This is a genomic window from Streptomyces sp. NK08204 (genome assembly GCF_020400585.1).
Taxonomy (GTDB): domain Bacteria; phylum Actinomycetota; class Actinomycetes; order Streptomycetales; family Streptomycetaceae; genus Streptomyces.
In genome coordinates, this window is the sequence record NZ_JAINVF010000008.1 from 1 (window position 1) to 24,540 (window position 24,540).

Consider the following 24,540-nt stretch of genomic DNA (forward strand, 5'->3'; position numbering starts at 1 on the left):
ATACCGGGCCAGCACCGCCTCCACCTCCGGCGCCAGCGCCGCCTTGAATCGCTCGTGCACCGACAGCGAGTCGTCGCCGAGGGCGTGCGCCGCCGCCAGGACCTGCTGTCGCTGGGGCCCTTTGGGCACTCCGGCCGCCGCACGCTCGTAGAGTTCGGCGCCCTCCTCCAGGACGAGTCCGGTGTCGATTCCGGCCGGCACCTTCACGGAGGCGGCGTGCCGCCAGGTCGCCAGCGGATGGCTCCAGGCCTCCACGCGGAAGGACCACAGCCCCGTGGCGTCCGGCGTGATCTGCGCGCCCCAGCGGTCGCTGCCGGGCGAGAGTTCGTGCATCGGCGTCCAGGGGCCACGGCGGCCCGACGGGTCGCGCAGGACGACGTTGGCGCCGACGGCGTCATGCCCTTCACGGAACACGGTGGCCGTCACCTGGAACGTCTCCCCGGCCACCGCTTTCGCCGGGCGCCTGCCGCACTCCACGGCCGGCCGGACGTCACGTACCGGTACGCGGCCGATGGCCGGGGTCCTGCGCATGTGGTTCACCTCCGCCGTGTGCGAAGCCGGGCAGCCCGGCCCGGCTTCGCGATCCGAGAAAACGGTTCGGCTGCCGCCGAACCGCCAAGACGCCTGTACAGTGCCAGGTCAGGGGCCCGACGGCGTGGAACGCCGCTCTGGCGGCCTCCTTCTGGCGGTGCGAGCCGGTTTCGGCCGACCGTCCTGCTCCTGCAGGTAGGTGACCAGGTTGGTGCGGAGATACCGCTCGGCGGCGTCCGCGGCCTCCCGGGCGCAGCGCTTGCCCATCAGCACGCACAGTGTGTAACCCGAGTCCTCGAAGGTGGCTCGGAGAGTGCGGTCGTGCGGCGAGGCGAGCATCATCCGCTCCCACGCCCGATAACGCCGCAACTGCCGGGCCACTTCGGCCTTGGCGGGTAGCAGCATGGCCCTCTTCACCTTCCACGCTCTCGACTGGGCGCGTTCCCGACCCTCGGGTGGCATCCGCGCACGGAGGGGCGCGGCACCGTTACGGCGATCGAGGCTTTCACTTATGGTGCACGTCCGAGCACGCAGCGTCTTGTTGGAGCTTCAACCACGGGAGTGTCGTGGTGCTCGTGTTGCACGAATGGCGTAGCGGCCCCACTGTGGATGTGACTCTGAAGCGACAAGCGCTCACGCTTTGTGTCTGGAATCCCTTCGGACAGGTGAGGGGAGCGGGAGCTTCGCGGGTGAGGAGCAAGCGACTATGAAGACCGCAGTGCCCTGCTACTACCACATCGAGGTGGAAGTCAGCCCCGAACGGGTGGGACAGGTCAGCCGCATCCTGGCTGCCCATCTGCGTTACTGGGACCTCGAGAACCTCGTGGTCCCCGTCCGCCACGGCGCCGAACTGCTGCTGCGGGCGATCGACGAGCACGCGAAGGACAAGCACACCTCCATCGAGATGTGGTGGAACGGCCAGCACCTCATCACCGCGTTCGGGGGCGACGACCCCGATCTGCGCCCCGACCAGGACCTGCGGGCCTGCCTGGCGGACATCGCCGCCATGAGCGACGGCTGGGGCTGCTGTGCCTCGGACACCGGCAGCAAGATCATCTGGTTCTCGCAGCGTGCCCGCGCCGGTGAGCGCGTCCCGCTGGTGCCCGTCTCCCCGGCGCCCGCCCTGAACCAGGGCCTCCAGGTGCCGCGTGAGGAACCGGTGGTCGTGCTGGCCGCCCCCGCGGCCGCCGTGGACGACGCCCTGGAGGGCAGCCGGTGACCGCCCGCAAGTCCAGGAAAGGGGTGCCCGTGTGGAGCGGGCACCCCTACCCGTTGGGTGCCGTCTTCGACGGGCAGGGCACCAACTTCGCCCTGTTCAGCGAGGTCGCCGATCGGGTGGAGCTGATCCTCGTCGACGACGCGGGCAAGGAGACCTGCCTCCCGCTGCAGGAGGTGGACGGGTTCGTCTGGCACGCGTACCTTCCCGGCGTCGGCCCCGGCCGGCGCTACGGCTACCGGGTGCACGGGCCCTGGGATCCGTCCCTGGGTCACCGGTGCAACCCGGCCAAGCTGCTGCTCGATCCGTACGCCCGTGCCGTGGACGGGCAGATCGACAACCACGCCTCCCTCTACGAACGTGCGCCGCACGGCCCTGCCCCGGCCGACAGTGCCGGGCACTCCATGCTCGGGGTGGTCACCGACCCGTACTTCGACTGGGGTGACGACCGCCCGCCCCGGACGCCGTACGCGGACTCCGTGATCTACGAGGCGCATGTACGTGGCCTGACCCGCACCCACCCGGACGTCCCCGACAGGCTGCGCGGTACCTACGCCGGTCTCGCGCATCCCGCGGTGATCGAGCATCTGACCTCGCTCGGCGTGACCGCGGTGGAGCTGATGCCGGTGCACCAGTTCGTGCAGGACGGCGTCCTGCAGGACCGGGGTCTGTCCAACTACTGGGGCTACAACACCATCGGCTTCTTCGCCCCGCACAACGCCTATGCCGCCTTCGGCAGCCGCGGCCAGCAGGTCGACGAGTTCAAGGCGATGGTGAAGGCGCTGCACGCGGCCGGCCTGGAAGTGATCCTCGACGTGGTCTACAACCACACCGCCGAGGGCAACGAGATGGGCCCGACCCTGTCCTTCCGGGGCATCGACAACGCCTCCTACTACCGGCTGGTCGACGGTGACTGGGCGCATTACTACGACACCACCGGCACCGGCAACAGCCTGCTCATGCGGCACCCGTACGTGCTTCAACTGATCATGGACTCGTTGCGGTACTGGGTCACCGAGATGCATGTCGACGGCTTCCGCTTCGACCTCGCGGCCACCCTGGCCCGGCAGTTCCACGAGGTGGACCGGCTGTCGGCGTTCTTCGACCTGATCCAGCAGGACCCGGTGATCAGCCGCGTCAAGCTCATCGCCGAGCCGTGGGACGTCGGCGAGGGCGGCTACCAGGTGGGCAACTTCCCGCCGTTGTGGTCCGAGTGGAACGGCAGGTACCGGGACGCCGTACGGGACTTCTGGCGCGCCGAGCCCGGTTCGCTCGGCGAGTTCGCCTCCCGCCTCACCGGCTCCTCCGACCTGTACCAGCACAGCCGGCGCCGGCCGCGTGCCAGCGTCAACTTCGTCACCGCCCACGACGGTTTCACGCTGCGCGACCTCGTGTCGTACAACGACAAGCACAACGAGGCCAACGGGGAGGGGAACCGGGACGGGGAGAACGCCAACCGGTCCTGGAACTGCGGGGCCGAGGGGGAAACCCGCGACCCCGCCGTGCTCGAACTCCGCGCCCGGCAGCAGCGCAACCTGCTGGCCACGCTGCTGCTGTCCCAGGGCATCCCGATGCTCTGCCACGGCGACGAACTCGGCCGTAGCCAGCGCGGCAACAACAACGCCTACTGCCAGGACAACGACATCTCATGGGTCAACTGGGAGCTGACCGAGGAGCAGCGGGCCCTCGCCGACTTCACCCGCCGTCTCATCGCCCTGCGCGCCGCGCATCCCGTGCTGCGCCGGCGGCGCTTCTTCCGGGGCGAGACGGTGACCAACGCGCGGCAGCCGCTGCCCGACCTGGTGTGGCTGCGGCCCGACGCCCGGGAGATGACCCGCCGGGACTGGCACCGCGAGGACGCCCACTCGATCGGCATGTTCCTCAACGGCGACGCCATCGCCGAACGCGACCCCTACGGCCGCCGCGTCGTCGACGACTCCTTCCTGCTGCTGCTCAACGGCTACTGGGAGCCGGTCGACTTCCGTCTGCCCGATGGCTCCTTCGGTGAACGCTGGACGACCCTGATTGACACCGCCGACCCCGAGGGGATCCCCGACGAACGCGAACGCAAGGCGGGCACCAGGCTCCGTGTGGAGTGCCGCAGCCTGGTCCTTCTGTCGCGCCCGTCGCGCGCGGGGAGCTGACCGCACTGGGCCCGCACGCGGAGGAGCTGCGCGCCCTGGGCTTCGGTCCCCGCGGGCGGTCGCCGCCCGTCCTCAGCGGGCGCGGTGCGAGGTCACGGTGAACTGGGCGCCGTCGGGGTCGCGCAGGATCGCCTCGGACTCGTCCGCCTCGCGCAGGACGCTGCCGCCGTGCTTCTCCGCCGCGCGGGCGCAGGCGGCCACGTCGGCCACCGCGAAGTGGACCTGCCAGTGCGGTCGCACCTCGGGGTCCGGGGCGTCCTCCACCGCGCCCGAGTCGATGCGGGCCACCACGTCACCGCGGCTGCGCAGCACCACCTCGCCGCCCTCGTACTCGACCTCGCAGCAGCCCGGAATCTCAGAGGCCCAGTCGAGGATCTCCCCGTAGAAGATCGCGGAGTCGAAGGCGTTGCGCGTGTGCAGCCGGATGAAGGTCGGTGACGCCCGCCGCCACGTCTCCCAGTTGGAGATCAGCTCACCCTGCCAGATACCGAAGGTGGCGCCGTCCCGGTCGGCGAGCAGCGCGGCCCGGCCGGGCGGGAAGGACAGCGGCCCGACCGCCGCCGTACCGCCGCGCTCCCGGGCCCGGGCCACGGCCACGTCGGCGTCCCGCACCGCGAAGTACGGAGTCCAGGCCACCGCCATCTGCCACATCGAGGCGACCGCGGCGATCCCGGCCACCGGCACCCCGTTCGCCAGCGCGATCCGGAAGTGCTCACCGAGCTCGGCGCCACGCCAGCGCCAGCCCAGCACGGCCGCGTAGAACTCCTCGGTGGCCTCCAGGTCGCGGCTGGTCAGGCTCACCCAGCACGGTGCGCCGAAGACGGAACTGGTCGAGAGGACCTCTCGCTTCCTCGGCGTGTCGCCGGCGGGCGTGTCGTGGTTCATGTTCAGTCGCGTCCTGGTCTCGGGGCCCTCGAGGCCCGCTCTCGTTCCGGTGTCCGACGGACGACCTCGTTCCAGTGTCCAACCGGAACCGGGGCGGGCGCAGGTCGAGTACCCCGGTGGCAGAGGGCCAGTCGAGTGAGCACGATGGAGGCATGGGAGACAGCGAGCCGGACCGGATCCTCGCCCTGCAGGCCGAGGTGGATCAGTTGAAGGAGGCCGTGGCCTCCCACGCGGTCGTCGACCAGGCGATCGGCATGATCGTGGCCCTCGGCCGGGTCACCCCGGACGAGGGCTGGCAGGTGCTGAAGGACATCTCGCAGCACACCAACATCAAGCTCCGCAACGTCGCGGAGCTGATCCTGATCTGGGGGCGCAGGGGCGACATCCCGTCGGACATCCGTGCCGCGCTGGAGGACGCCCTCGATCGGTACGGGCCCACCCAGATCCCCGGCGCGGCGGACGAGTGAGGCATCAGCGGGCCTCGGCGAGCAGTTCCTCGCGTATCCGGTCGAAGCAGCCGCTCAGCAGCCGGGACACGTGCATCTGCGAGATGCCGAGCTGCTCGGCGATCCGGCTCTGCGTCATCCCGCGGAAGAACCGCAGGTAGAGGATGGTGCGCTCGCGCTCGGGCAGCGCGGCCAGGCACGGTCCCACGGCGGCCCGGTCGACGACGAGGTCGTAGCCGGGGTCGGACCGGCCGAGCGAGTCACCGAGGGCGTAACCGTCCGTGCCGGCGACCTCGGCGTCCAGGGACAGCGCCGTGAAGCACTCCAGGGCCTCCATCCCGGTGCGCACCTCGGCCTCGGTGAGCCGGGCGTGCGCGGCGATCTCGGCGACGGTGGGCGCCCGGCCCGGAGTGGTCTGCCCCAGCTCCTTCGCGGCCACGCGTACCCGGTTGCGCAGGTCCTGCACCCGGCGCGGTACGTGCAGGGTCCACATGTGGTCCCGGAAGTGGCGCTTGATCTCGCCGGTGATGGTCGGCACCGCGTACGCCTCGAAGGCGCGACCGCGTGCGGGATCGTAGTGGTCGACGGCCTTCACCAAGCCCAGGGCGGCCACCTGGTACAGATCTTCCAGGCTCTCCCCGCGCCCCCGGAAGCGCACGGCGATCCGCTCGGCCATGGGCAGCCACGACCGGACCACCTCGTCCCGGAGCGCCCGGCGCTCAGGACCGTCGGCCAGCGTCGCCAGCCGCTCGAAGGACTCGCCCGTGTCGGGGGCGTCGTCATGGGGATGGGGTTTCGTGCTCGCGGTGACACGCATGGTGCGCACCTCTCTCAGCAGGTGCTGGAAGGGACAGACACCGTGGGAGAAGGGGCGCTCGGACCAGGAGGGGGATCACCGGGGCACCCGGCGGAGCGGGCTCCCACGGACGTGCCTCCGGTCCGAAGCACTGACATCAGCTTCCCACAGAGGGGCACAGCAAGACAAATGCACCGATAAGGGGCAGGGGGGTGAACCGGGCCAGGGTGTGACCGGGAACGTGATGTGCGGCACGCGCCGGCACTCCTCCTCGGGGCCCGTACACGGATTCCTGCTGGGCAGCGCTTGATCAGCGATCAAAGCGGGCGAATCCGCTGACCACAGAGCATTCTGCTCATTTGACAGTGCGCTGAGCACACAGATAGACAGCAGCTCTCGAAGGTCGAGAGGGGCACTGTGTACGAGCCGAACGTGGTCGGGGACTGGCACGAGTACGACGAGCACGCCGGTCTGCGGGTCCGTGTCCATCGCCTGGAGGCGGCCGAGCCGCCGCGCGGACGCGACGACGCCGCCGTCGAGCTGGCGTACTTCCGTGTCCGGGTGACCGTCGAGAACCGTGGCGCACGGCACTACGGCATCCACCTGGAGGACGGTCAGGTCGACGTCCGGGTCGGCCCGGACGGGGAGGGCGCCTTCATCGACTGGCGCAACTCCCAGTTCATCGAGGGCTTCGACGTCTACCCGCTGCGCCGGGCCACCGCCGTGCTCTACGCGGCGGCTCCGGAGGCCGCCCTCGCGCACGTGGACGTGCAGGTCCAACTGCGCGTGAACGACGAGTGGACCGACCGGCGGCTGTGGGCGGGCGGCATCGGCGCACTGCAGGCGACCGCGGCGGCCACGCCGGCGGGCAGCGGGCCGGGTAGCCTGGCCCACCAGCTCAGCGTGTTCCTGAAGGACCAGAGCGAGCCGGGCACCGCCTGACCGGTCGGGGACGGGCTGCGCCCCCGGGTCTTGCGCCGTGCCCGGCCCCCAGGTCAGTGCGGGATGCCGTCGATGATCTCCCGTGCCCCCTGCCTGAGCAGCGCCACCGCCACCGACGTGCCGAGCGTGGCCGGATCGAGCCGGCCCGCCCACTCGTGGGCGTTCAGCCGGGTCTTGCCGTCCGGGGTGAACACGCAGGCGCGCAGGGACAGTTCACCGCTGCGGTCCACTCGGGCGTAGCCGGCGATGGGGCTGTTGCAGTGGCCCTGCAGCACATGCAGGAACATCCGCTCGGCCGTCGCCTCCCGGTGGGTGGCCGGATCGCCGAGCCCGCTGACCGCGTCGATCAGATCGGTGTCGTCCTCCCGGCACTGCAGGGCGAGGATGCCCGCGCCGATCGGCGGCATCATCGTCTCCGGGGACAGCACTTCGCTGATCACGTCGCGGCGGCCGATCCGCTCCAGGCCGGACACCGCCAGCAGCAGCGCGTCCGCGTCACCGGCGGCCAGCTTCTCCAGCCGGCGGTTGGCGTTGCCGCGGAACGGCACACACTCCAGATGGGGGTGCGTCACCGCCAGTTGGGCCACCCGGCGCACCGAGGAGGTGCCGATGCGTGTACCGGCCGGCAGTTCGTCGAGGGCGAGCCCGCCCGGGTGCACCAGCGCGTCCCGGATGTCGTCCCGCTTCAGGAACGCGGCGAACACCGTGCCCGCGGGCAGCGGACGGTCGGCGGGCACGTCCTTCACGCAGTGCACCGCGAGATCCGCCTCACCGGCCAGCAGGGCGGCGTCCACCTCCTTGGTGAACGCCCCCTTGCCCTCGACCTGGGACAGGTCGCCGAGCCACTTGTCGCCGGTGGTCCGCACGGGGACGACCGTGGTGCGCACACCTGGATGCAGGACGGCCAACTCGGCGCGGACACGCGCGACCTGAGCCAGCGCCATGGGCGAGTCGCGGGACACGATACGGATCAGTTCGGGAACCGGCATGTCGCACACGATAGACCCTCGGCCGCCCGGGCGGACCGGTCATCGGGCCAGGGGCAGGCTGTAGCGGACCTTGTCCTTGGCCCGGGCACCGAGACGGTCGTAGAAGCGCACCGCGCCCTCGTTCCAGGCCGGGGTCTGCCACTGCACCTCGGTGAGACCGAGCCGCCGGGCCTCGGCGACCACCGCGTCCACCAGCAGCGCACCGAGTCCGAGGCCGCGGTGTCCGGCCTCCAGGAACAGGCAGTCCATGTGGAGGTACTCGCGCCCCTCCCACGTCGACAGTTCGGGCGCGCAGGTGGCGTACCCGACGATCCGGCCGTCCACCGTCTGGGCGACCAGGCAGCGCAGCCGCGGCGCCGGGGTGTCGAACAGCAGGCGGGCCAGCCGGTCGGCGAGACCCGGAGGGGGCGGGGCGTCCCGCTCGTACTCGGCGTGCAGGGCGGCGAGTTCGGCCACGCGGGGCAGGTCACCGGGCTCGGCGTGCCGGATCAGGGGGGTGCCGCTCACCGGACCTCGCCCTCGACCGTGTCCGCGGCCCAGGCGGTGAGACGGTCGGCGAGCGGGCCGGTCCCGTCGAGGACGTGCCGGGAGAAGGCGTCCCGCTCGTGCGCGAGCAGGGCCGCCTCCCAGACACAGGGTGCGAGGCCCGCCCGGCCCGGCCGCAGCTCACCGGGCCGGCCGGCCGGCCCGGTGAACACGGCGAGGTCGGACATGTGGCCCTCGATCCACGTGTGCACCAGGACGTAGTCCCCGTCACCGCCCGCGTGCACCAGGAGCACCGCGAGCCCGAGCGAGCCGCGCAGCCGGCCGAGCGCCAGGTGCCCCCCGGCCAGTTCCAGCGCCGTCTTCGCGGCGGCCTCGCCGACCGAACGGCCCGGCGCCGTGAGGGCGTACACCTTCACCAGGTGCCCGGCGGCCTCACGGACGCCCAGGGCGCGGGCGGTACGGGTGTGATGGCCCCCGGCCATATCGAGCAGAGCGGTGGTGTCCACCGCCGGGGGCAGTTCTGCGTGAAGATCCATCCGGCCATCATGGGGTGCGGCCGGGCGGGGGTCCACGCCCGGTGCGGGAACGAATACGGAACGCGGATCTCCCAGTTGCTCGCCGCGGCGGCCGGCCGGCGACCGCGCCGCACCCGTCGAGCACCGCCCCGCTCTCGCGGCAGGGGTGAGGCGGTGCAGCCGCGGTCGAGGTGGTCGCGGCCGGCGGCCGGCGGGGCCGCCGGCCGCCGACGGCCAGGGACCCGTTCTCCCGGGAACAGCTCCAGGACCGCCTTGCCGGTCCTGGCGAGGCCGCCCCGCGCCTCGCCACGGGTCATGCGAAGCCCTCCGGCAGGTCCGCCGCCGACTCCTCCGGCGTGAGGTCCGGGCGCAGCCGCAGCCAGGACGGCTGGCGCAGCATGCCCGCCCGGGTACGGGTGCTGTAGCTGACCTCGCCGACCAGCCGGGGCAGCACCCAGTGGGCACCCGCGATCCGCGGCACCGGGTCGAAGGGGCACCGGCTGCTCGCGTCGCCCCGCAGCAGCGCCGCCAGTTCCGTCCGCTCCGCCTCGCTCCAGCCGGTGCCCACCCCGCCGACGTAGCGAAGCCGGCCGCCGGCGCGCTGGCCGACCAGCAGCGCCCCCGGCAGTCCGGTCAGCCGCCCCTTGCCGGGCAACCAGCCGCCGACGATCACGTCCTCGGCACGCATGTTCCGGATCTTGACCCAGGCGCGGGACCGGACCCCCGGCTCGTACACCGAGTCAAGCCGCTTGCACACGATGCCCTCCAGGCCGTGTTCCCGGGTGGCCCGCAGCGCCTGCGCGCCGTGCCCGACGACGGCCGCCGGAGTCGACCAGTTGGGCCCGGCGAGCCCCAACTCCTCCAGCCGCTCCCGCCGCCGTACGTAGGGCAGCCGCAGCAGCGGTTCCGACAGGTAGGGCACGTCGAACAGCACCAGGTGCACCGGCACCTGGGCGGCCCGGCGCGCGGCCCGCGCGGGGGCGTGCGCGAGGCCCATGCGGTTCTGCAGCAACTGGAAGTCGGGCCGCCCCTGCTCGTCCAGAGCCAGCACCTCGCCGTCCAGGACGGCGGGCGTGGTGCCCAGGGCGCCGCCGAGCGGCCGGAGTTCGGGATAGGCGCCGGTGATGTCCTCACCCGAGCGGGCCCGCAGCAGCACGCTGCCGTCGCCGGGCAGATAGGCCATCACCCGCTGGCCGTCCTGTTTGGTCTCGTACGCCCACCGCGCGTCCTGCGCGGCGGGCGGCAGGGTGCCGGGGGTGGCGAGCATGGGCGGGACGAGCGGGAGGGTCACGGCGGTCACGGCTGAAGGTCTCGACCGCCGCCGGCGTCCTCACGCGCCCTGCACCCACGGTTCCCCTGAACGGGCCCGGTGGTGCGCAGGGCCGGCCCAGCAGGTCGTCACTCGCGCAGCGTCGCGATGCTGACCGCGTTCGCGGCCACGACGGCCCCGATGGCAGCCCACTCCGCACCGCCCAGGTGCTGCCCGAGGACCAGCAGTCCGACCAAGGCGGCGAGCACCGGGTTGACGCTCATGAACAGACCGAACGTCTGGGCGGGGACGTGACGCAGCGTCAGCAGGTCGGCGAGGTAGGGCACGGCGGAGGACAGGACGCCGGCCGCGACGGCGCACAGGACCGCTCTCGCGGTGGGCGGGTGGCGCAGGGCGACCGCGACCCCGGCCGGCAGGAAGACGAGGGCGGACACCAGCGCTGCCGCCGCCGCGCCCTGCGCCCCGGCGATCCGGCGCCCGACGAGACGGTTGAGCAGGATGTACGACGCCCAGCAGCACGCCGCCACCAGGCCGAGAGCCATACCCGTGTAGTCCGCGGAGGGACGCGGGCGCGCCAGTACGACCACCCCGCCCGCCGCCAGCACCGCGCACCCGGCGTCGAGCCGCCGGCGTGCGGCGGCCAGCGCGACGGTGAGCGGGCCCAGGAACTCCAGGGTGACGGCGAGACCGAGGCCGATCCGGTCGACGGCGCTGTACAGGCTGAGGTTCATCGTGCCGAAGACCCCGGCCAGCAGCAGCACCGGCCACCACTGCCGCCAGGTGAGGGCGCTCAACCGCGGCCTGCCCACGGCCAGCAGCACGAGCGCGGCGACGTACTGCCGGACCGCCACCACACCGAGGGGACCGAGGACGGGGAAGGCCAGCGCTCCGAGGGCGGCACCCGTCTGGTTGGACAGCCCACTGCCGATCATGGTGGCCACCCCGGCCACTCGCCGGGCCCCGGGCGCCGGGACGGGCGCGGTCGCAGAAGCGGATGCCGTGAGGCGTTCGAGAGCTTGTCGCATGCCCGGATGGTGCGCCGCCCGGGTCCTTGCGCAAAATGCATGTACCGCTCCATCTATACGCTGACCGTATGGACGGCATCGATCTGCGGCAGCTGCGCTGCCTCGTGGCCATCGTCGACGAAGGCACCTTCACCGACGCGGCGATCGCCCTGGGTGTCTCCCAGGCCGCCGTCTCGCGCGCCCTGGCCTCGCTGGAACGGGCCCTCGGCGTACGGCTGCTCAGGCGCACCTCCCGGCAGGTGACGCCGACCGCGACCGGGCTGCGCGTGGTGGCACAGGCCCGGCGGGTGCTCGCGGACGTGTCCGACCTGGTCCGGGAGGCGACCTCCGGGCACACACGCCTGCGGATCGGCTACGCCTGGTCGGCGCTCGGCCGCCACACCCTCGCCTTCCAGCGGCGCTGGAGCGCGGCGCACGTGGACACCGACCTGCACCTGGTGCGCGTCAACTCGCCGTCGGCGGGTCTCGCGGAAGGGGCCTGCGACCTCTGCGTCGTCCGCCGTCCCCTGGACGACCGGCGCTTCGGCACCGCCGTCGTCGGCCTGGAGCGGCGGCTGTGCGCGCTCGCCTCCGACGACCCTCTGGCCAGACGCCGTTCGGTGCGGCTCGCCGACCTCGCCGACCGCACCCTCCTCATCGACCGCCGAACCGGTACCGCCACACCGCAGCTGTGGCCGCCCGACGCCCGCCCGGCCACCGAGGACACCCATGACGTGGACGACTGGCTCACCGCCATCGCCGCCGGACGGGGCATCGGGGTGACGGCCGAGTCCACCGCGCACCAGTATCCGAGGCCCGGTATCGCCTACCGGCCGGTGCGCGACGCCGAACCCGTCGCCGTGCGCCTCGCCTGGTGGCGCGACGACCCGCACCCTGCTCGGCAGGCCGTGCTCGAACTGCTCACCGAGCTCTACCGGACGGCAGGCAGGGGTACCTCCTCCAGTACCGTCCCGTAGGATCCGGCGGCAGGTCATCACAGGAGGTGCCGTGCCCCGGTCCGAAGGCTCGCCCGTGCTGGACGTACGCCGGCCAAGCGGTGGAGCCGGTGCCGGCCGCCGCAACGGCCACGCGCCGGACCCGTGCGGTGGCCGCGAAGACGGCCGCGGCCTTCCTCGCCGGGGCGTTCCCGGCCCATGTGAAGATGGCCATCCAACGGCGGCAACTGCCCGCCCGCAGCGGACCGTCGCCCCCGGGCGGCTGCCGCTCCAGGTTCCCCTGGTGCTGTGGGCCCGCGGTGCCGCCCGGAACGGGAAGGGACAGTCGTGACGAAAACCATCGGGATCGGCGACAAGGTCGAGGACTTCGCGCTGCCCGACGAGACCGGCGCCACGCGCCGGCTCACCGAACTGCTGGCCGAAGGGCCGGTCGTCCTGTTCTTCTACCCCGCCGCCCTGACGCCCGGCTGCACCGCCGAGGCCTGCCACTTCCGCGACCTCGCCGCCGAGTTCGCCGCCGTCGGCGCCCAGCCCGTCGGGATCAGCGGGGACAGCGTGGAGCGGCAGCAGGAGTTCGCCGGGCGGCACACCCTCGGCATGCCGCTGCTCTCCGACACCGACGGCACGATCCGCGAACGGTTCGGAGTCAAGCGCGGCTTCTCCCTCGCGCCCACCAAGCGCGTCACCTTCGTCATCGGCCAGGACCGGACAGTCCTGGACGTCGTCCGCAGCGAACTGCGCATGAACACCCACGCCGACCGGGCCCTGACCACACTGCGCACGCACCGGGGCTGACACGCCCCGGCCACCGCTGCGGTCCACCGCTTCGACGCGGGGCCGCAGCGGTCGGTGTGGACGAGGGTCGGGCCGGAGGCCGAGCAGCGGGCGGTACGAAGCCTCCGCGACGACCTCGACTCCGGCCGGTGGGCCGAGCGCAACAGCGACCTCGCTCACCTCGACGCGGTAGATCTCGGCCTCCGCCTGCTCATGTCGTGAAGGGACGCCGGTCGCGGTCCTTGACCCGGCGCCCGCCAGGTCAGCGGTGACGCGTTCCTCCTGCCGGCCGCGATGCTCCGGCCACCCTGTCAGTCCTCCGTCCGTCCTCGTCACCGAGCCCGGCCGCGACCCGGGTCGCCCGGCGGGCCTCACTGCCGGTGGCGGAGTCGCGCGGGGGTCTCGACGCGGTCGGGCGTCAGTCGCTCGTAGGCGCCGGGTTCGGCCGCGCCCCAGCCGGCGCCGTGTGCGCTGCCGGGTGAGGAGTCGGACATCGGTGCGCGGTAACGACCCCGTGGTGACCGGGAGTCCGCGGGCAGGCGCGGGCCGGGCCCGGCTTGGAGGAGGTCGCAGGCCGGGCGAGACCCCACAGAGGACCCCGCCCCCGTTGTTCCGCCCAGGGGGACGAAAGCCTCCCTCCGGGCGCAGCCGTGCGGTGCCCGGAGGCGGTCCCGGCGCACAGCCGGCCCATAGGGAAAACCCTCGATTGAATCCCACCCTGCTGACATGAACGGGTCATCACTGTCATTCTCCCTCCGCACGCTGATCCTCCCCGTTCTGTTCGCGGATCACGGTCCGGCTCAGATCAGCGCACCCGCGCAGACGACCCGTCTGTGCGGTCTGTCATCGGCCGCGACCCGGCGGTCGCAGCAGGAGGAGTTCGAGTGAGACGCCTTCCCCACAGACGCCTTTCCCACAAGCGGGCCATGGCCGGAGCCGCCCTGGTCTCCACCGCGGCGTTCCTCGCCGTCGGCCTCCAGGCCGTCCCGGCGACCGCCACGCCCGCGGCCCCCCACCCCAGCCCGCTGCGCACCGGCGCTCTCGAGGCGAAGCTCAGCCCCGCCCAGCACCGCGCGCTGATCGACAGCGCCCGGAAGCAGACCGGCGCGACGGCCCGCACCCTCGGGCTCGGCGCGAAGGAGAAGCTGGTCGTCAGGGACGTCATCAAGGACAACGACGGCACCCTGCACACCCGTTACGAGCGCACCTACGCCGGACTCCCCGTCCTCGGCGGCGACCTCGTGGTGCACACCCCGTCGGCCTCCCTGGCCAAGGGCACGGTGACCACCACCTTCAACAACAAGCACCGGATCAAGGTCACCTCCACCACCGCGACCTTCACCAAGTCCGCCGCCCAGGCCAAGGCGCTCAAGGCCGCGAAGGCCCTGGACGCCAAGAAGCCCACCGCCGACAGCGCCCGCAAGGTGATCTGGGCCGGCCAGGGCACGCCGAAGCTCGCCTGGGAGACGGTGATCGGCGGCTTCCAGGACGACGGCACGCCCAGCAAGCTGCACGTCATCACCGACGCCACCACCGGCAAGGAGCTGTACCGCTACCAGTCGGTCATGACCGGTACCGGCGTCACCCACTACAGCGGCACGGTCAGCATCAACACCACGCTGTCGGGCTCGACGTACCAGATGTACGACACCACCCGTGGTGGCCACAAGACGTACAACCTGAACCACGGCACGTCCGGCACGGGCACCCTGTTCTCGCAGTCCACCGACACCTGGGGCGACGGCGGCACCACGTCCAACGCCGCCACCGCGGGCGCGGACGCGCACTACGGCGCGCAGGAGACCTGGGACTTCTACAAGAACACGTTCGGCCGCAGCGGCATCAGGAACGACGGCGTCGCCGCCTACTCCCGCGTCCACTACGGCAACGCGTACGTGAACGCGTTCTGGGACGACACCTGCTTCTGCATGACCTACGGCGACGGCTCGAACAACACCGACCCGCTGACCTCCCTCGACGTCGCGGGCCACGAGATGACCCACGGTGTCACCTCCAACACCGCGGGCCTGAACTACAGCGGCGAGTCCGGCGGCCTGAACGAGGCCACCTCCGACATCTTCGGCACGGGCGTGGAGTTCTACGCGAACAACAGCTCGGACCCCGGTGACTACCTCATCGGCGAGAAGATCGACATCAACGGCAACGGCACGCCGCTGCGTTACATGGACAAGCCGAGCAAGGACGGCGGCTCGGCGGACAGCTGGTACTCGGGCGTCGGCAACCTGGACGTGCACTACTCGTCGGGTCCGGCGAACCACATGTTCTACCTGCTCTCCGAGGGCAGCGGCACCAAGGTGATCAACGGCGTCACCTACAACAGCCCGACCTCCGACGGCGTCGCCGTCACCGGCATCGGCCGGGCCGCCGCCCTGCAGATCTGGTACAAGGCGCTGACGACGTACATGACGTCCAGCACCAACTACGCGGGTGCCCGCACTGCCGCCCTGAACGCGGCTGCCGCGCTCTACGGCACCAACTCCGCCCAGTACGCGGGCGTGGGCAACGCGTTCGCCGGCATCAACGTCGGCAGCCACATCAACCCGCCGGCCAGCGGTGTGACGGTCACCAACCCGGGTAACCAGTCCTCCACCGTCGGTACCGCGGTGAGCCTGCAGGTCCAGGCGAGCAGCACCAACGCGGGCGCGCTGACGTACAGTGCCACCGGTCTGCCGGCCGGCCTGTCGATCAACAGCTCCACGGGTCTGATCACCGGCACGCCCACCACGGCGGGCACCTCCAGCACCACCGTGACGGTGAAGGACTCCACCGGCGCCACCGGGACCGCGACCTTCACGTGGACGGTCGCCACCAGCGGCGGCGGCTGCACCTCGACCCAGCTGCTGGCCAACCCCGGCTTCGAGTCGGGCAACACCGGCTGGACCGCGTCCAGCGGGGTCATCGACAACAGCACCGGTGAGGCCGCGCACAGCGGCTCCTACAAGGCCTGGCTCGACGGCTACGGTTCGTCGCACACCGACACGCTGTCGCAGTCGGTGACCATCCCGGCCGGCTGCAAGGCCACGCTCACCTTCTACCTGCACATCGACACCGCCGAGACCACCACCAGCACCCAGTACGACAAGCTGACGGTGACCGCCGGTTCGACCACCCTGGCGACGTACTCGAACCTGAACGCCGCCTCCGGGTACACGCAGAAGACCTTCGACCTGTCCTCGCTGGCGGGCCAGACGGTCACCCTGAAGTTCAACGGCGTGGAGGACTCCTCGCTGCAGACCAGCTTCGTCGTGGACGACACCGCCCTGACGACCGGCTGACCTGACACACACCGAGGTCCCGCACGCGGAAGCCGTCCGCGTGCGGGACCTTCGCATGTCGGAGCGCGGTCAGAACGCGCGCTTGAGCAGCGACAGCAGCGCCGCCCAGTGCCGTTCGTCGGCGTCCCGGTCGTACGCCGGGGTGTCCGCCTGGGTGTAGCCGTGGCGTGCGCCCTCGTAGACCTCGCAGGTGTGCCGTACCCCGGCCGCGGTGAGGGCCTCTTCCAGCCGATGGACCTGCTCCTCGGGGAGAGCCCGGTCCGCGTCGGCGTGCCCGAAGTACAGCTCGGCGGTGATGTTCCCGGCGTCCAGGTGGGGGCTGTCGGCGTCCTCGGTCGCCAGCATCCCGCCGTGGAAGCCCGCCGCGGCGGCGACCCGGTCGGGATGGGTGGCCGCTGTGCGCAGCACCAGCCGGGCGCCCATGCAGTAGCCGGTGACCGCCACCGGGCCGTCGGCCGCCAGCGGGCTCGCGGCGAGCCAGCCCAGATACGCGTCGGCGTCCCGTCGGCTCTGCTCCGGCGTCAGCGAGTCCAGGATGGGGCCGAGCCGCTGCCAGATGGTCGGGTCGGCTCCGGTGTCGATGAAGTCCGGCAGTTCCACGACCGGGGTGCGGCCGTGGCGGTAGAACACGTTCGGCACCAGGACGGTGTAACCGGCGGCGGCCAGCCGGTCGGCCATCGCCCTCAGATGCGGGCGCAGCCCGTAGGCGTCCTGGTAGAAGAGCACGGCCGGGTGTGGATTCCCGTCGGCCGGGTGGGCGAGGTAGGCGTCTGCGACGCCGTCCGCGGCCGGGATGTCGATGGCTGTGCCGTGTACGGCGGTCATGCGGAGAAGCCTCCCGTGGGATCGGCACCGGAAGGCGCGGGCCCCTCGGTGCTGCGGTCACCCCTCATGCTGCCACGCAAGATCGTTTCGGTTCACCGGAGTTCCGTCGCTCATTCGAAGCGGGTGGTGTCTCCCGCGCCGTGCCGTACGATCTCCACCTCGTCGCCGGAGAAGTCCACCACGGTGGTCGGCTCGGTGCCGCAGTCGCCCGAGTCGACCACCGCGTCCACCACGTGCTCGAGCCGGTCCTTGATCTCCCAGCCCTGTGTCAGCGGCTCCGCCTCGTCCGGCAGCAGCAGCGTGCTGGACAGCAGCGGCTCGCCCAGCTCGGCGAGCAGCGCCTGGGTGACCACGTGGTCGGGGATGCGCACGCCCACCGTCTTCTTCTTCGGGTGCAGCAGCCGGCGCGGCACCTCGCGGGTGGCCGGGAGGATGAAGGTGTAGCTGCCGGGCGTGGACGCCTTCACGGCCCGGAACACGTCGTTGTCCACCCGCACGAACTGCCCGAGCTGGGCGAAGTCCCGGCACATCAGGGTGAAGTGGTGCCGGTCGTCGAGGCGGCGGATCGACCGGATCCGGTCCATGCCGTCCTGGCTGCCCAGCCGGCAGCCCAGTGCGTAACAGGAGTCGGTGGGATATGCGATGAGCGCCCCCGCGCGCACCGCGTCGGCGATCTGGCCGATGCTGCGCGGCTGCGGGTTGTCGGGGTGCACGTCGAAGTACTTCGCCATCTGCCGAGCTTATGCCGTTCCCGGGCGTCGGCGGTGGAGGACGGGCGGGGCCCCGTCGGGTAGGGTCCAGGTTCATTCCGCCCAGGTCGATGCGAGGACGAGGAGAGGGGCACGTGACCGGTCGACCGGACGAGGGCCCGGGTGCGCGGCAGCCGTACGACAGCGACGGCGCGTGGGCGCGGCAGTTGCTCGACCAGCTCCGCCCCGCCGGACGTGACCCGGGCCGGGTGGTCGACTGGCTGGCCCGGACCGCCGGCGCGACGGTCTGTCTCCAGGACGCGGACGGCGCCCTGCTCGCCGGGCAGCGCCTGCCGCTCGATCCCGCCGTGGTCGCCGATGTGGCCGCCGGCCGGATCTCCGCCGCCGCCGTGCAGGACGCCGAACGGCACGTACGACTGCTCGGCATACGGCACCGCGAGCCGGGCACGGAGGCGGGCGCGGTGCTGGCCGTGGCCCGCCCGGCCCCCTTCGACCGACAGCTCTCCGAGATCCTGGGGCACACCGTCCGTGTCCTGGAACTGCTCCTGAGAGAGAGGGAGCTGACGGCCTCCGGGTACCGGCTGCGGCGGGCCGCGGCGGACCTGCGGCTGGCCATCCTGCAACTGCTCATGGTGGAGGACACCGTCTCCGCCCGCCGGGTCGCCGCCGGCCTGTGGCCCGGTCTGCTGGCCGAGGACAGCGCGCATGTGTACGTCGTCGAGGGCTCGCCCGCCGATCGGGACCGGCTCGCCGAGGAGTGCGTGGACGTCACCGAGGGCCAGGCGCTCGTCGTCCGCTGCCCGGCGATGGACGCTCATGTCATCGTCCTCAGCTCGGCACCGGCGGCGGGGGAGCGGCTGCGCTCGCTCGTCGGGGGGCGGCCCGGCACCTTCCTCGGCGGCAGCCTCCGGCAGAGCCTCGCCCGGACAGCCACCGGATACGGGCAGGCCGTCAGTGCCCTCGCCGTCGCCCGCTTCCGCCCCGACCAGGCCGCCGTCTACGCCGAACGCACCCACCCCGAACGGCTGATGGACCCCAGCGCGCTGCACGCCTGGTCCGCCGACGTGCTGCGCCCGCTGGACGCCCTGCCGCACCACATCCGCGCCGAGCTGCTCGCCACCACCCGGCTGGGCCTGGAGTTCACCGCCGTCAACGCGGCCAAGGTCCTCGGCGTCAGCCGTAACACCGTCCGCGCCCGTATGGACCGCGTCGCCGCCCTGCTGGGCGCCGACTTCTCCGTCCTCACCGTCCGTGCCGCCGCCCACCTCGCCCTCAACACCGCCGCGACGGGCGGCCCGTACGACCTCGACGGCACGGCCGTGGCCATGCCCGGCCCGGTCCGGCTCGGCGATCTGCTCGGCGGCGCGGAACTGGGCGCGTGGGCCCGGGACCTGCTGGGCCGCCTGGACGGGGACGGCCGTGACCTGCGCGGCACGCTGCGCGCCTGGATCGCCGCCGACGCGAACGCCGAACGGGCCGCCGGCGTGCGAGGCGTCCACGCCCAGACCGTCCGGGAACACACCCGGGCCGCCGAACCCGTACTGGAACGGCAGCTGCTGGCGACCGGTACCGATCTGTACGAGGTCGTCCTGGCCCATCTGGTCGTCGGGGACCTCCCCACACCCGTGCTCGGCCGGGCAAACCGGAAGCATCCGGACTCACCTGTGCACGGATGAGCCCCGCACGCGTCCGGGCGGGCACCGGTGCGCTACCCCGTGGTGAGAACCGCCGATAAGTTCAGGAGTGCGCGGGGAGCGACTGGGACGGGGGTCCGGTCGAATCCCCGCGTCCAGCTCTCAGGTCCCCAGCCGGACCGGAATCTCACGCCAGCCGTGGGCGATGAACGACGGAGTGTGCCGCAGCTCCTCGGGCTCGACGGCCGGCCGCAGTCCGGGGAAGCGGGCGAACAGCGCCGGGAGCGCCGTCAGGGCCTCCAGCCGGGCCAGCGGCGCCCCGACGCAGCGGTGTACGCCGATCCCGAAGGCCAGATGGTCGTCGGTCCCCCGCGCGGCGTCGAAGCCGGACGCGTCCGGCCCGTAGTGTTCGGGGTCCAGGCCCGCCGCGGCGTACGTCGTGATGATCGCGTCCCCGGCCGGGATCGTCACCTCCCCGACCGTCAGGTCGTCCACGGCGAACCGCAGCGGCAGCGCGGCGATGGACGGATGCACCCGCAGGGTCTCCTCGACCACCGCGGCCCAGCCGACCGTGCCGGAGCGCACCGCCGCCAGCTGGGCCGGGTCCGTCAGCAGGGCCACGATCGCGTTGCCGATGAGATTGACCGTGGTCTCGAATCCGGCACCGACGATCAGGAGCAGCGTGTGCAGCAGCTCCTCGTCCGAGAGCCGGTCGCCGGCCTCGTCCCGGACCCGGATCAGCTCCGTGGTGATGTCGTCGCCCGGGTCCGCACGCCGGTGCTCGATCAGCGCGCCGAGCACCGTGCCGATCCGCTGCTGCACGGACGCCGCCTGCTCGGGACTCTGGTCGGAGGTGTCCATGATGTCGGCGACGAGCCGCGCGGCGTCCGGCCGTAACGCGACCGGGACACCGAGCAGGTCGCAGATCATGCGCATCGGCAGCGGATGCGCGAACTGCGCCCGCAGGTCGACGACGCGCCCGCCGGCACCCTGCGCCGCCAGCGTGTCCAGCAGTTCGGCCGTCAGGGCCGCCACGCGCGGGCCCATCGCCTCGGTGCGCCGGTGGGTGAAGCTCGGCGCCACCAGCCTGCGCAGCCGGGCGTGCTCCGTGCCGTACGCGGAGAGCATGTTGACCACGCCCACCCAGGTCACGATCCAGCTCCAGGACGGGTGCCGGCCGATCTGCGGCCACAGCCGCCAGTGCCGGCGTGCGTCCTTGCTGACCCGGGCATCGAGGATCAGTTCCCGGAGGGTGTGGTGACCGGTGGGCGCCCAGGCGGGGATGCCGCCGGGCAGTTCCACGGGCACGACCGCGCCGAGGGCGCGCAGCCGGGCGCTCTCCGCGACGATGTCGGTACCGAAGGGGTCGAGGGCGATGCGGTCGTGGCGGGTCACGGCGGGCCTCCTGGGTAAGCGCTCTCGCGAGGCGGTCGCTGTCCCAGTACACATCGTGATCGCATGACGACATACAGTGAACATCTGTCCGGGCTCGAATCCGGCCGCGTCCGTGCCCCGCCGGTCAGCGCCCTCATGGCCCGGCAGCGAGCCGTCGCGGCCGGTCCGGGCGTGGACGTCGAAGATCCCCCGGCCCCTACCGTGCGCCCGGGGCCGGGGCCGCCGCCGGCGCCGGCGGCACGGCCGGCCGCTGCCTCCGCATCGCGGGGTGATGTCCGCCGCCCGTCCGGGAACCGGGCCGTGGCGACCGTGCGCCCCCGGACGTGCAGGTCCCGCGGTGTCGGGATCACCGCGAGCGGCCAACTGCTGGGGCGTGAAGCCGCGCGAGCGGGCCTGGCCGGTCGCGGACGCAGCGGGGTGTCCGATACCGGCCGCAGGTCAGGGGGGTGACAGCACCAGCATGGTCACGTCGTCGCGCACGTCGCAGTGCCGCACCAGCTCGGCCCACACCTCGCGGGGCAGCGCGGCCGGGTCGGGGGCCGTACCGGACAGGGCGGCCAGCCGCTCGGTCAGCGGATAGAACGCGTCGTCCGCGTCGCGCGCCTCCCACACCCCGTCGGAGGCCAGGAACAGCACGTCACCCGGGTCCAGCGACAGCGTGACCCCCTTGGGCGGGTCCGCCCCGACCAGGCCGACGCCTAGTGGCACCCCCGGGGTCACCGCGACCTCCCGGGCGCGCCCCTCGCGCAGCAGCACGGGCGCGGGATGACCGCAGGTCACCACCCGCACCGCGCCCGCGTCGGCGGAGAACTCCAGCAGCACCGCCGTCGCGAACAGCTCCGCGTACCGCACCCGCGTCGAGTCCGTCGCCAGCCTGCGGTCCATCCGGGCCGCGACCGACTCCAGGTCCGGCTGGTCGAGCGCCGCCTCCCGGAACGCCCCCAGCAGCGACACGACCGTCCCCACCGCCGCCAGCCCGTGCCCCTGCACGTCGCCCATCACCGCCCGGACGCCGTAGGGCCCCTCCCGTACGTCGAAGAAGTCCCCGCCGACCAGCGTGCCGTCCTGCGCGGCCCGGTACAGGCCCACGCATCCGATGCGCCCGACCCGGTCCGGCAGGGGCGGCAGCACGGCCCGCTGCACCGCCTCGGCGATACTGCGTTCCGCGACGAGCTGGGCGTCCCGGTGACTGCGCACGTACGACACGAACACACTCAGGGCCGCGACGAAGAGGATGGTCAGCAGGTCGGTGTTGCCGGGCCGGTTGAGATGCGCGGCCGGCAGGTTCAGCAGGATCACGACCAGCAGCCCGAGAACACCCGTGGCCAGCGGCCCGTACGACAGCACGGCCAGCGGGGGGATCGCGCCCAGCACGAACCCGATGTCGCGCGCGTCGGGAGTGGCCGTCGTGGCACCGGCCACGCCCACGAGCAGCAGGACGGGCAGCACACGCACCCAGCCCGGCGGCGGCGCACCCCGCAACCAGCCGCGGTCCTCCTCGTGCCGACGTGACGCCCTGCCGCGCTGCGACCTCACACGCCCACGTTACGCCGCGGTCCGCAAAAGCGGTGGACGCGGCAGCGGCCGTCCGCCTAGCCTGTGGGCACCACGCCCGAGACGGACGGAAGAAGGAGGCGAGCGTCATGTTCACACCCATCCTGCGCTCCCCCCTCCCCGTCGCGTGGGCGTGTCACGTCTGACCGGGAGCGCTCCACGTAGCACGGATCCCGGAGGATTCCTTGACCGCTGTGGTCATCCGCACGCTCGACGAGAGCAGTGCACACCTGTTCGACACCCTGCCCGACCCGCTCGGCTTCGGTGACCGCCACCGCACCACCCGTTACCGCCCCGACTGGCGGCGCATCGCCGTGCGTGACGGCCGGGTCGTGGCCCGGGCCGCCTGGTGGGCGAGGCCGGAGGACCCCGAGCCTCTCCTGATCAACTGGTTCGACGTGGCCGACGGCGAGGCCGACGCCGGGGCCGAACTCCTGCGGACCGCGCCCTGGCAGGTCGACGAACTCGAACTCGACCTGCCCGTCGGCTGGCGCGACACCCCGCATCTGCGAGCCGCCGCCGACGTGCGCACGGCCGCCGCGCGCAGGGCCGGATACGAGCCGCTGGTGGACCGCTTCCTCTACCGCTGGACCCGGGACCGGGGCCTGCCCGAGCGCCCCGGACGCCTCGTCTTCTCCCCCGAACCGGACGACCGGGTGTTCTTCGACGCCCTGCGCCGCATCCACTCCGTCACCCTCGACGCCCACGCCCTCCGGGCCATCGCACAGGGCGGGGTGGACCAGGCGGCCCAGGAGGAGCTGGACATCTTCCGGTGGTTCCCGTCACCGCGCGAGTGGTGGCAGATCGCGCGCACACCCGAGGGTGACCTGGCCGGCATCCACATTCCCGCGCGCAACCCGGCCGGGCCCTGCGTCGGCTTCATCGGCGTCCTGCCGGAGCACCGCGGCCACGGATACGCCTACGACCTGCTCGCCGAGTGCACCCACTTCCTGGCCGAACAGGGCGCCGAGTTCATCGCGGGCGGCACCGACCAGGGCAACTTCCCGATGGCCGCGCACTTCACCGAGGCCGGTTACCCGGTCGTGCGGGAACGCCGCAGCTTCTGGGCGGACCGGGTGCCCGACGCCGGGTGACGTGCGAGCCGGGCGGGGGCGGGGGCGTTCACGGCCGGACCCGGCCGTCGGCCGCGCCCCCGGCCCCGCCGCCGTTCAGCCGGGCCTCCGCCGTCGCCAGGATCTCGGTGACGCGGAGGCCGAAGGCCGCGTCGCAGGCGTGCGGGCGGCCCGTGGCGGCTGCGGCCAGGAGGGCGTCCGTGGCACGGGCGAGAGCGGCGACCGCGCTCTCGGAGCTGCTCGGCAGGAGGGTCACCCCCGACTCGCCGCGCAGTTCGACCTGCGCCCCGGCCGCCGCCGCGGGGGCGCTCAAGCTCAGTGTCAGCGTGCTCGACGCGCCGGCGGTGTGGTCGAGGACCAGGTGCACGGTGTCCGCCGGTCCGTGCACCGCCGCCACCACCTGGCGTACGTCACCGAGGACCGGCAGCAGCACGGACAGGGCGTGCGGGCCCACGTCCCACAGCGCGCCCTTCTCCCGCCGCCACGGCGAGGCGGCGAACGGACTGTCGCCCGTGAACACTGCGCCCAGCCACTGCGCCTGCGCTGTGAACCAGCCTCCCCGGCAAGCCTGTTCGGCCATCCAGGCCTCCGGTTCCCGCTGGAAGCGTGTGGTGAAGAACACCACCGACGCCACCCCGGTGCGCTCCACCGCCTGCACCACCGCCCGGGCCTCGGCGACCCCCAGCGCCAGGGGCTTGTCCAGCAGCAGATGACGGCCCGCCCTCGCCGCCCGCACCGCCAACTCCGCCTGCACGGACGGCGGGAGCGCCACTGCCACCGCGTCGACGTCGGCCAGCAGGGCATCCACCTCGCCGTACGCCCGCACGCCGTACCGCCCGGCCAGCGCGGTCGCCGCATCCGCCCGGCGACCCCACACCCCCGCGAAGTCCAGGCCGGGGTGCCCGGCGAGCGCGGGGGCGTAGGCCGCACGCGCCCACGGGCCCGTGCCCAGCAGTCCGATCCGCATGCCGCCGTCCTTCCCCGGGGCCGTTGTCCGCTCCCTCGGCCCCCCCGGCCTCCCCGGCCTCCCCGGCCTCCCCGGCCTCCCCGGCCTCCCCGGCCTCCCCGGCTGCCCCGGCTGCCCCGGCTCCGTCATCTC

24 protein-coding genes and 1 pseudogene are annotated in these 24,540 nt (G+C 72.8%); 10 read left to right on the forward strand and 15 right to left on the reverse strand.

Annotated elements, in window-relative coordinates:
- Positions 1 to 531 (reverse strand): maltotransferase domain-containing protein (locus K7G59_RS14765; protein ID WP_225834256.1); only part of this gene is annotated, 531 nt, incomplete at its 3' end.
- A gap of 108 nt (positions 532 to 639) precedes the next feature.
- Positions 640 to 936, reverse strand: a complete 297-nt coding sequence (locus K7G59_RS14770; RefSeq protein WP_225834257.1) for a DUF5133 domain-containing protein — start codon at positions 934 to 936, stop codon at positions 640 to 642.
- A gap of 301 nt (positions 937 to 1,237) precedes the next feature.
- Between K7G59_RS14770 and K7G59_RS14775 the strand changes: the two genes are divergently transcribed.
- Entirely contained in the window at positions 1,238 to 1,750 is a 513-nt protein-coding gene (locus tag K7G59_RS14775; protein ID WP_225834259.1) for a pep a2, read from the forward strand.
- Complete coding sequence (glgX, locus tag K7G59_RS14780; protein ID WP_225834261.1) at positions 1,747 to 3,891, forward strand: glycogen debranching protein GlgX; 2,145 nt, start codon at positions 1,747 to 1,749, stop codon at positions 3,889 to 3,891. The genes K7G59_RS14775 and glgX overlap by 4 nt, the downstream gene beginning before the upstream one ends.
- Positions 3,892 to 3,963: 72 nt before the next feature.
- On the opposite strand, the gene K7G59_RS14785 is transcribed toward glgX, so the two are convergent.
- On the reverse strand, positions 3,964 to 4,776 hold the full coding sequence (locus K7G59_RS14785) for a VOC family protein (RefSeq protein WP_225834263.1): 813 nt from the start codon (positions 4,774 to 4,776) through the stop codon (positions 3,964 to 3,966).
- A 152-nt stretch (positions 4,777 to 4,928) separates the two neighbouring features.
- Between K7G59_RS14785 and K7G59_RS14790 the strand changes: the two genes are divergently transcribed.
- A complete protein-coding gene (locus K7G59_RS14790) occupies positions 4,929 to 5,243 on the forward strand; it encodes an ANTAR domain-containing protein (RefSeq protein ID WP_225834265.1) in 315 nt (104 codons plus the stop codon).
- A gap of 4 nt (positions 5,244 to 5,247) precedes the next feature.
- Here the strand turns inward: K7G59_RS14790 and K7G59_RS14795 are convergent, their stop codons facing one another.
- A complete protein-coding gene (locus K7G59_RS14795) occupies positions 5,248 to 6,039 on the reverse strand; it encodes an RNA polymerase sigma factor SigF (protein ID WP_225834267.1) in 792 nt (263 codons plus the stop codon).
- A 396-nt stretch (positions 6,040 to 6,435) separates the two neighbouring features.
- Here K7G59_RS14795 and K7G59_RS14800 point away from each other — a divergent pair, with 396 nt between their 5' ends.
- On the forward strand, positions 6,436 to 6,960 hold the full coding sequence (locus K7G59_RS14800; RefSeq protein ID WP_225834269.1) for a hypothetical protein: 525 nt from the start codon (positions 6,436 to 6,438) through the stop codon (positions 6,958 to 6,960).
- A gap of 53 nt (positions 6,961 to 7,013) precedes the next feature.
- On the opposite strand, the gene hemC is transcribed toward K7G59_RS14800, so the two are convergent.
- The 5 genes from hemC to K7G59_RS14825 form a co-directional block, all read right to left on the reverse strand.
- Positions 7,014 to 7,949, reverse strand: coding sequence for a hydroxymethylbilane synthase (gene hemC, locus K7G59_RS14805; protein ID WP_225834271.1), 936 nt, complete (start codon positions 7,947 to 7,949; stop codon positions 7,014 to 7,016).
- Positions 7,950 to 7,988: 39 nt separating this feature from the next.
- Positions 7,989 to 8,456, reverse strand: coding sequence for a GNAT family N-acetyltransferase (locus K7G59_RS14810; RefSeq protein WP_225834274.1), 468 nt, complete (start codon positions 8,454 to 8,456; stop codon positions 7,989 to 7,991).
- Positions 8,453 to 8,971 carry a hypothetical protein gene (locus tag K7G59_RS14815; RefSeq protein WP_225834276.1) on the reverse strand — a complete coding sequence of 173 codons (519 nt, stop codon included), beginning with the start codon at positions 8,969 to 8,971 and terminating at the stop codon, positions 8,453 to 8,455. Before K7G59_RS14815 ends, K7G59_RS14810 begins: the two co-directional genes overlap by 4 nt.
- 292 nt (positions 8,972 to 9,263) lie before the next feature.
- Positions 9,264 to 10,241 (reverse strand): ATP-dependent DNA ligase, encoded by a 978-nt coding sequence (locus K7G59_RS14820; protein WP_225834624.1) that lies wholly within the window; start codon positions 10,239 to 10,241, stop codon positions 9,264 to 9,266.
- Between the two features lie 107 nt (positions 10,242 to 10,348).
- On the reverse strand, positions 10,349 to 11,161 hold the full coding sequence (locus K7G59_RS14825) for an EamA family transporter (protein ID WP_308295048.1): 813 nt from the start codon (positions 11,159 to 11,161) through the stop codon (positions 10,349 to 10,351).
- A gap of 152 nt (positions 11,162 to 11,313) precedes the next feature.
- Between K7G59_RS14825 and K7G59_RS14830 the strand changes: the two genes are divergently transcribed.
- From K7G59_RS14830 to K7G59_RS14845, 3 genes and pseudogenes are all read left to right on the forward strand, one after another.
- Positions 11,314 to 12,201, forward strand: coding sequence for a LysR family transcriptional regulator (locus K7G59_RS14830; RefSeq protein ID WP_225834280.1), 888 nt, complete (start codon positions 11,314 to 11,316; stop codon positions 12,199 to 12,201).
- Positions 12,202 to 12,507: 306 nt separating this feature from the next.
- Entirely contained in the window at positions 12,508 to 12,975 is a 468-nt protein-coding gene (locus tag K7G59_RS14840; protein ID WP_308295036.1) for a peroxiredoxin, read from the forward strand.
- 51 nt (positions 12,976 to 13,026) lie between these two features.
- A pseudogene (locus K7G59_RS14845) lies at positions 13,027 to 13,176 on the forward strand (MerR family transcriptional regulator); the annotation flags it as partial.
- Positions 13,177 to 13,325: 149 nt separating this feature from the next.
- Here K7G59_RS14845 and K7G59_RS34715 read toward each other — a convergent pair.
- Positions 13,326 to 13,448, reverse strand: coding sequence for a hypothetical protein (locus tag K7G59_RS34715; protein ID WP_263976375.1), 123 nt, complete (start codon positions 13,446 to 13,448; stop codon positions 13,326 to 13,328).
- A 432-nt stretch (positions 13,449 to 13,880) separates the two neighbouring features.
- On the opposite strand from K7G59_RS34715, the gene K7G59_RS14850 reads away from it, so the two are divergent.
- A complete protein-coding gene (locus K7G59_RS14850) occupies positions 13,881 to 16,250 on the forward strand; it encodes a M4 family metallopeptidase (protein ID WP_225834283.1) in 2,370 nt (789 codons plus the stop codon).
- A 69-nt stretch (positions 16,251 to 16,319) separates the two neighbouring features.
- On the opposite strand, the gene K7G59_RS14855 is transcribed toward K7G59_RS14850, so the two are convergent.
- Both K7G59_RS14855 and K7G59_RS14860 read right to left on the reverse strand, forming a co-directional pair.
- Positions 16,320 to 17,075, reverse strand: coding sequence for a dienelactone hydrolase family protein (locus K7G59_RS14855; protein WP_225834285.1), 756 nt, complete (start codon positions 17,073 to 17,075; stop codon positions 16,320 to 16,322).
- 110 nt (positions 17,076 to 17,185) lie between these two features.
- On the reverse strand, positions 17,186 to 17,806 hold the full coding sequence (locus tag K7G59_RS14860) for an L-threonylcarbamoyladenylate synthase (protein WP_225834288.1): 621 nt from the start codon (positions 17,804 to 17,806) through the stop codon (positions 17,186 to 17,188).
- Between the two features lie 113 nt (positions 17,807 to 17,919).
- Between K7G59_RS14860 and K7G59_RS14865 the strand changes: the two genes are divergently transcribed.
- Positions 17,920 to 19,461 carry a helix-turn-helix domain-containing protein gene (locus K7G59_RS14865; RefSeq protein ID WP_225834290.1) on the forward strand — a complete coding sequence of 514 codons (1,542 nt, stop codon included), beginning with the start codon at positions 17,920 to 17,922 and terminating at the stop codon, positions 19,459 to 19,461.
- Between the two features lie 120 nt (positions 19,462 to 19,581).
- Here the strand turns inward: K7G59_RS14865 and K7G59_RS14870 are convergent, their stop codons facing one another.
- Both K7G59_RS14870 and K7G59_RS14875 read right to left on the reverse strand, forming a co-directional pair.
- Positions 19,582 to 20,814, reverse strand: a complete 1,233-nt coding sequence (locus K7G59_RS14870; RefSeq protein ID WP_225834292.1) for a cytochrome P450 — start codon at positions 20,812 to 20,814, stop codon at positions 19,582 to 19,584.
- Between the two features lie 438 nt (positions 20,815 to 21,252).
- Positions 21,253 to 22,350: a PP2C family protein-serine/threonine phosphatase gene (locus K7G59_RS14875; RefSeq protein ID WP_225834294.1), complete on the reverse strand. Its 1,098-nt coding sequence runs from the start codon at positions 22,348 to 22,350 to the stop codon at positions 21,253 to 21,255.
- Between the two features lie 203 nt (positions 22,351 to 22,553).
- Between K7G59_RS14875 and K7G59_RS14880 the strand changes: the two genes are divergently transcribed.
- Positions 22,554 to 23,462, forward strand: a complete 909-nt coding sequence (locus tag K7G59_RS14880) for an N-acetyltransferase (protein WP_225834295.1) — start codon at positions 22,554 to 22,556, stop codon at positions 23,460 to 23,462.
- A gap of 28 nt (positions 23,463 to 23,490) precedes the next feature.
- On the opposite strand, the gene K7G59_RS14885 is transcribed toward K7G59_RS14880, so the two are convergent.
- Positions 23,491 to 24,408 (reverse strand): Gfo/Idh/MocA family protein, encoded by a 918-nt coding sequence (locus K7G59_RS14885; RefSeq protein WP_225834297.1) that lies wholly within the window; start codon positions 24,406 to 24,408, stop codon positions 23,491 to 23,493.
- Positions 24,409 to 24,540 lie beyond the last annotated feature (132 nt).

Excerpts from the sequence above, each read along its gene's own strand:
- K7G59_RS14770 (WP_225834257.1), bottom strand. The coding sequence starts at position 936 with ATGCTGCTACCCGCCAAGGCCGAAGTGGCCCGGCAGTTGCGGCGTTAT.
- K7G59_RS14775 (WP_225834259.1), top strand. The coding sequence starts at position 1,238 with ATGAAGACCGCAGTGCCCTGCTACTACCACATCGAGGTGGAAGTCAGC.
- K7G59_RS14785 (WP_225834263.1), bottom strand. The coding sequence starts at position 4,776 with ATGAACCACGACACGCCCGCCGGCGACACGCCGAGGAAGCGAGAGGTC.
- K7G59_RS14790 (WP_225834265.1), top strand. The coding sequence starts at position 4,929 with ATGGGAGACAGCGAGCCGGACCGGATCCTCGCCCTGCAGGCCGAGGTG.
- K7G59_RS14795 (WP_225834267.1), bottom strand. The coding sequence starts at position 6,039 with ATGCGTGTCACCGCGAGCACGAAACCCCATCCCCATGACGACGCCCCC.
- hemC (WP_225834271.1), bottom strand. The coding sequence starts at position 7,949 with ATGCCGGTTCCCGAACTGATCCGTATCGTGTCCCGCGACTCGCCCATG.
- K7G59_RS14815 (WP_225834276.1), bottom strand. The coding sequence starts at position 8,971 with ATGGATCTTCACGCAGAACTGCCCCCGGCGGTGGACACCACCGCTCTG.
- K7G59_RS14830 (WP_225834280.1), top strand. The coding sequence starts at position 11,314 with ATGGACGGCATCGATCTGCGGCAGCTGCGCTGCCTCGTGGCCATCGTC.
- K7G59_RS34715 (WP_263976375.1), bottom strand. The coding sequence starts at position 13,448 with ATGTCCGACTCCTCACCCGGCAGCGCACACGGCGCCGGCTGGGGCGCG.
- K7G59_RS14850 (WP_225834283.1), top strand. The coding sequence starts at position 13,881 with ATGGCCGGAGCCGCCCTGGTCTCCACCGCGGCGTTCCTCGCCGTCGGC.
- K7G59_RS14855 (WP_225834285.1), bottom strand. The coding sequence starts at position 17,075 with ATGACCGCCGTACACGGCACAGCCATCGACATCCCGGCCGCGGACGGC.
- K7G59_RS14860 (WP_225834288.1), bottom strand. The coding sequence starts at position 17,806 with ATGGCGAAGTACTTCGACGTGCACCCCGACAACCCGCAGCCGCGCAGC.
- K7G59_RS14885 (WP_225834297.1), bottom strand. The coding sequence starts at position 24,408 with ATGCGGATCGGACTGCTGGGCACGGGCCCGTGGGCGCGTGCGGCCTAC.